The following is a 6,270-nucleotide window of genomic DNA, read 5'->3' as shown; positions in this document are numbered from 1 at the left end:
CCTCGCATACTATCTAAGATAGGTTGTATTAACATATAAATGTAGCGCCGTATACGAGACCCGTACGTACGGTGCAATGAGAGGGGCGAAGATTAATTTCTTCCCTCTACTCTATTATATTTCATTGTAGAGAATATTTATGAAAAAATAATATTAATGTCTTAGAATTTCTTCTGGAGTAAGACGGCTTATATAAAATTGATGAATACTATAACAAATTATCCATAATAAGATCATAATTCCATAAATAGTAAAAAGCATATACAAAGATATTGATAGCTTAAAGAGGTATAAACATATAATAATCATTATACTAGGAATGAAATAGCCATAAAAAAGAAAATATTTTAGCTCATAATGGATTAAATAATATATATTTTTTTGACTCAATCCATTGATTTTTAATAAAGCAAATTCTTTTTTTCGGATCATAATATAATGATGAAATAAAATACAGAGAGAAAATACGGAAAGAACCATAATGATAATAACAATAGTTAATCTTAAAAAGTTAAGGTCTTTTTGAATTTGATACAATTCATCACCCTTTTGAAATTGATTGTTTATACCATATCCTTGTTTAATGAGTGTTTGTTTAACTTGATTAAGCGTTGTAAGATTTTTACAAAAAACTGTATAACCTACAACAGGTAATTGTTTCTCTTTCGCAAGAGTTTCTAGAGTATGATGAGAAATATAAAGATAATGTGAATCCTTATATAAAAATGGTGGAATAAAGTTTTCTTTAAAAAGTCCATATAGATGAAAAATTTCACTGTTATTACCTAACGATAATTGAAATTGTTGATCATCATAGAAGAAAGGTATGAGATTCTGATAATTTGAGGGTGAAGTTATGATCTCATTATAATGTGTTTGTGATGGATTCATTTGAGAAAGCTCGTTATCAAATTGGTTTTCTTCATAGATGGGTAATAAATAATGATCTATATGATTTAATGTTGCTCTATATTGATAAACAGGATATATGGATTGAATGTTTTGCAAGGATGGTTTTGATGTTATTTCTTTTATATCACTATCTAAATAGATGTTATTAGGATTTTGAGTTATAAATAGTTGGTTATAACTCATACGATCAAGTAGCTGAGCGTTCATAAGAATATTGTTTTCAATGATTTGATAACTTATGCAAAGAGAAGATACAGCAATTATAAAAACAAGTAAAATAAGAACATGCATAAAACGATATGCTTTTTGAAAATGTTTAATATAATTATGATAAAAATGTTGAGAGATGGATTTTCTTCTCGTTATGGAAGCTTGTTTTTCTGTTTTTTCTTGTTTATTAGCAATTAGCTTTTGTTCTTTGATTTGATAAATACTATCTGCATAGTCTGCTGCAATATAGCTATGACTGGCAATAATAATATAAATATTCTGTTGATGAGCAATATCTTGCAAAATTTGAAAAATAAGTCTTTCATTTTTTACGTCTAATGCACTTGTTGGTTCATCTAAAATGAGGATAGTTGGATTTTTTAAAAGTGCACATGCAATAGCTAAACGTTGTTTTTCACCACCTGATAATTCACTTATTCTTTGATGAAGCGATATATGCAATTTGACCGTCTGAAGCAATTTTTGTAATTCTTCTTCTGTTTTAGAGATATCATTTAACATACAGGCATGTTTTAAATTTCCAAGTACATCATAATGATCAAATAAGAGATAATCTTGAAGAACATATCCAATATCATTTTTTCTAATCAAAGCAAGTTGTTCTTCATTTAATTGATGTAAATGTAGGTTTTGATAATTATATTCACAAGATATTTTCTTTGAAATACAACCAATTTGATAAAGTAAAGATGTTTTCCCAGTGCCACTTCTTCCTTGAATAAGTGTAACTTGTGAAGGATAGATAGTCATAGATGCATTATTTAGTAGAATTTTATCATACTCAATATGAATGTGATTTAATTGAATCATGTGCTCCCTCTTTTCTTATTATGAAATAGAAAATAAAGTATGGAATAATAAAGATAGTGAAAAAGGTTATGGTAGGGATAATGAAGAAAATAATTGAATGAAGATGAATTGGATATTGAAACAATGGACCAATGACGTATAAATAAATAAGAGTAAATAACGATGCTAAAAATGATGAAAAAAGACTATTATAAAAATATAAATTACGTATTGTTGTTCTGATTTCTAAAAATGAATAACCATAAGATTGAAGAAAATAATAAATTTGTAAGTTTGTTTCTTTTTTTAAATAGAGAGTCATATTATAAATGATAATAAGGATAATAAAAACAAGTGTAGATAGAATAAATAAAGTTTCATTTGTATTTTGAGAGTATTGTTGTATTTGAGAGAGATTAATATTGGCATTAATAGTTGTAAGTCCTAATTGGTGAATATCTTCTAAAATATGGGGAAGATTTTCAATGCTGTCAATTTGAGCTTTATAAATAGTTGGTTGATATGGCTTACATATCATCATCTGTTGAGATGAATCTTCCTTTTCTAAAAATGTCATATATTGATTATAATGATCTGACCAATAATAAGTTATGTCTTTATGAATTGCATTCTCTTTTATGAGCTGTTGAATATAAGTTTGGGGAATAAAAATTTTATTATAATTAAATTCAGTGTTAGGACTTATTCCCATATTTACTTTTTTCAAAATACCATTGATGGGTAATGTTACTTTTTGATATTTTCCAAATAGTCTTAAAACAGGATATCCTTCTGATTGATATGAACCATCTTCATTTTGAAAAGGAATATAAGCATCGCCATATCCTTGATATGTAGGGATCATTATATAAAACGTTAAATAATATTGATTGTTGGCTGGTATAATTTGTAATTCATTAGCAAGTGCTTGAGAAATATAGATACCATTAGGCTCATATGAAAACTGTGTTTCAATATCTTGACTATAATCAATAGCTTCATTATATGAACAAAGTAATGCTTGAGAAAACGAGCTATGTACAGGAGTTGTGTTTTCTTTAGCGTCAAGAGAAACTGTCATTGTATTTGCTTCTTGGAAAGAATTATCTAATGGGATAGGATCACTGATTTTTTCTAAAGCACCCATATTAAGGCTATAGTCGGGATAAATTGATTGAATATGTGGGATATTTTGGATTCTTGATACTTCATCATTTGTAAGAGGATATTCAATACCTTCTGAGGAATATGAAAGATTTTTAGATTGTGTTATAGGTTTATAAATGAGAATTTCATTTTCATAAATACTTGTTAGTGGAGAGGACTTAGCAACAGAAGATGAAAGAAGTAGAGATAGCCCAGAAGATGTTATAAATAAAGATAGACTAATAAAAATATATGTAAAAAATGTATAAATGCCATGTTTTTTTAAAAGTCTAGTACTTAAAAAGAATGCAGATAGGTAATGTGCTTTATGAGTTGGAATAGGTATATCTTTATTGAAATGTTGTTTTTTACAATGAATTGTTTGATTTTCAATTGTATAAATGTTATCACCGTGGTTTATTAATTCCTGATCGTGTGAAGCTACAATCACAATATGATGACGAGAATAGTCTTTTAATATTTGAATAACTCTTTTTGTCATACTTAAGTCTAATGATGATGTTGGCTCATCTAAAATCAATATTTCAGGTTGTTTTAATAATAAGAGTAATAACCCTAATCTGGTTTTTTCACCACCACTTAGTTGAGATGGATATTTCTTTAGTAAACCAGTTAATTCTAAGTTTTGGACATAGTTATCCACATTTTGATAACGATAGACTTTATTCATTAATTGAATATGATCGTTTATTGTTAAAGCATCAATAAAGATAGGGTGTTGGTTAAGAAAACCTATATGTTCTTTTTTGAAATTGTGGATATTTTGAACAGTTTTTTGATTCCAGATATACTCTTGACAAGTTTTTTCACATAAAGCTAAACATCTTAATAAAGAACTTTTACCACTACCACTTTCACCTTCTATAATGTGTAACCCGATTGAAAATTGAAGTTCTTCGATATTCAAAACTGGTTGATAATATTGAATAGATATATTTTTAACTTTTAACATAATGAACAATATTCCCTCCCTGTATGGAAAAGTTTCACTTCGTTATGGAAGTGAAACTTTCAACTTACTAGCTGATTTTACCTGTACTAGGATTATATGTAAATGTAAATGTTGTCATTTGACCTCCAGCTGATTGACCAGAACTATCTCTAGTAATGCTAACGACAACTGAATGTTTAGCAGTATTTCCGTTGTTTGTAAGAACTGGATTTGTTCCTAATTTAGAGGCATATGCATGTGCACTAAATCCAGATGGTACAGATAGTCCAATGCAACCAACAGAAAATGACCACGAACCAGTTGTATTGTTTTTCTTTCCAGTGTCATTAACTTTAACGACACTTACATTAGTTTTTGTGACATTTTTGTTTTGGTAACTGTAGCTACATGGACATTGGCTAAACTAAACATTAAACATAAACGACAGGAAAAAACAGAAACGAGTTTAATATTATCTTTTTTCATAAACTTATTTTATTCATTTTTGAAAAGGTTTATCTAATTTTATTTTATCATGTAGTCATCTATTGTCAATAAAATAATACATATTTTTAAAGGTATATATATTTAATAATATGTCTGATATAATTGAAGCGGTGATATAAGGTGCCTAAAAGAAATATATATTTTAAATTTGAAATGCTGATTTTATCAATATTGCAATATAAAGATTGTTATGGATATGAGTTGACTCAAATTATTAAACGTTTATCTGATGATGTTATTGATATAAAAGAAGGTGTGCTATACCCTAATTTATATAAATTGTTACAAACAGGATATATTTCAAGTTATGATCAACTTGTTAATAGAAAAGTAAGAGTCTATTATCATCTTGAGGAATCTGGTAAAGAATATTTAAAAGTGATATTACGGGAATATTTATTATGGGAAGAAAAGATTGATAAGATTATTCATTGCAAGAAGGAGGATATTGATGAATAAGGAAATGAAAAGATATTTAAAGGATATAAAATTGTTATTGCCTATTTTTGGAAAGGAAGAAAAGAAGTATTATCAACAATTGAAAAAGCATATTATAAAAACATTTAACAATCAAACATCTTATAGTGAGATTGTAGAAGAAGTAGGAGAACCTTATGAGGTTGTTCAAGCTTATTATGAGGAAGTTGGAATTAAACAGTTTATGTTTAGGTTAAGATTGCAAAAATATATACATTATATTTCTATTGTTATAATTGCTACTACAATCGTTTTAGGTTTATTTAGAATTTATTACTTGAGTAGTTTATATGAAGAAGTTAAAAATGCACAACCAATAACAGTTGAAGAAATTATACAAGAGGAATAGATAATTTATATTTTATTGAATACTTTAATACATAAAGGGGAATAAACTAATGAAAAAAGTCATCGCTATTATAATTTGTATTTTAATTTGTTTAATACAAAATGTTGCTGCATATAGTCATATGAAAACGCATATTGATTTTGAAGACGGAATGATTGTGGAAACAATTATTGAAGAATCAAATATTGTAATGTATTCTACGAAAACAAAAACAGGTACTAAAACAAAAAATTATAAAGATTCAAGGGGTAACACATTGTATTCAGTGAAGTTAACTGGAAATTTTAGTTATACTGGAACAACAGCAAAATGTATTTCATCTTCTCTTGAAGCTACCTCATATCATAAAACATGGAAAGTGTTTTCTAAATCATCATCTAAAAATAAAAACACTGCAGCTGGAAAGGTTGTCATGAAACAGTATTATGATGGTCAGGCTATACAAACTAAAAATGTATCAATAACTTTAACATGCAGCAATACAGGAGTTTTATCTTAATAAAATTTATAGAAGTTTGCTTAAAAGGCAAACTTTTTTAATTATATTAAAAAAGTTTGAAATAAAAAAAGAAAAATGAAATATTTTTGCGTATATAAATAATAGAGAGGTTAGAAATATTATATAGTGTTTACTATAAGCAAAGATTTGTGTATAATATGTTTAGCCTCTCCTCTATAGGAGGGATTTGTTGATGAAAAAAGATCATGTGTTAAAGGATTTCTTCTCTTATCCTATGCGTTTTGCTGACTTCATGAATGCTCTTTTCTTTGATGGTCATGCTATTATTCATCCCTGTGACCTTCACCCTCTTGATTCCAGAGAGATATTTATTGGTGACTTTCTTTCTAAGGAACGCACCCATGATGTCATCATGATGTGGGAAAGAAAGGATTTTCAAGCTATCTT

General features: G+C 27.4%; 6 protein-coding genes and 1 pseudogene. 5 read left to right on the top strand and 2 right to left on the bottom strand.

Annotation, left to right across the window (positions count from 1 at the left end):
- Positions 1-153: 153 nt before the first annotated feature.
- Together B5E75_RS13860 and B5E75_RS13855 are read right to left on the bottom strand one after the other, a co-directional pair.
- Positions 154-1,953 carry an ABC transporter ATP-binding protein/permease gene (locus tag B5E75_RS13860; RefSeq protein ID WP_087360471.1) on the bottom strand — a complete coding sequence of 600 codons (1,800 nt, stop codon included), beginning with the start codon at positions 1,951-1,953 and terminating at the stop codon, positions 154-156.
- Positions 1,925-4,051, bottom strand: coding sequence for an ATP-binding cassette domain-containing protein (locus tag B5E75_RS13855; protein WP_087360468.1), 2,127 nt, complete (start codon positions 4,049-4,051; stop codon positions 1,925-1,927). Before B5E75_RS13855 ends, B5E75_RS13860 begins: the two co-directional genes overlap by 29 nt.
- Positions 4,052-4,242: 191 nt before the next feature.
- On the opposite strand from B5E75_RS13855, the gene B5E75_RS14475 reads away from it, so the two are divergent.
- The 5 genes and pseudogenes from B5E75_RS14475 to B5E75_RS13835 all read left to right on the top strand — a co-directional run.
- Positions 4,243-4,428, top strand: coding sequence for a hypothetical protein (locus B5E75_RS14475; RefSeq protein ID WP_143746977.1), 186 nt, complete (start codon positions 4,243-4,245; stop codon positions 4,426-4,428).
- Positions 4,429-4,657: 229 nt separating this feature from the next.
- A complete protein-coding gene (locus tag B5E75_RS13850) occupies positions 4,658-4,996 on the top strand; it encodes a PadR family transcriptional regulator (RefSeq protein ID WP_087360465.1) in 339 nt (112 codons plus the stop codon).
- Complete coding sequence (locus tag B5E75_RS13845) at positions 4,989-5,363, top strand: DUF6120 family protein (protein WP_087360462.1); 375 nt, start codon at positions 4,989-4,991, stop codon at positions 5,361-5,363. The genes B5E75_RS13850 and B5E75_RS13845 overlap by 8 nt, the downstream gene beginning before the upstream one ends.
- A gap of 49 nt (positions 5,364-5,412) precedes the next feature.
- Positions 5,413-5,862, top strand: coding sequence for a hypothetical protein (locus B5E75_RS13840; RefSeq protein ID WP_087360459.1), 450 nt, complete (start codon positions 5,413-5,415; stop codon positions 5,860-5,862).
- Positions 5,863-6,055: 193 nt separating this feature from the next.
- Positions 6,056-6,270, top strand: a pseudogene (locus B5E75_RS13835) (hypothetical protein); the annotation flags it as partial.

Origin of the sequence: Massiliimicrobium timonense (assembly GCF_002160865.1) — a bacterium.
In the GTDB taxonomy this organism is placed as follows: Bacteria; Bacillota_I; Bacilli_A; order Erysipelotrichales; family Coprobacillaceae; genus Allocoprobacillus.
This window is presented reverse-complemented; position numbering and strand designations above follow the sequence as displayed.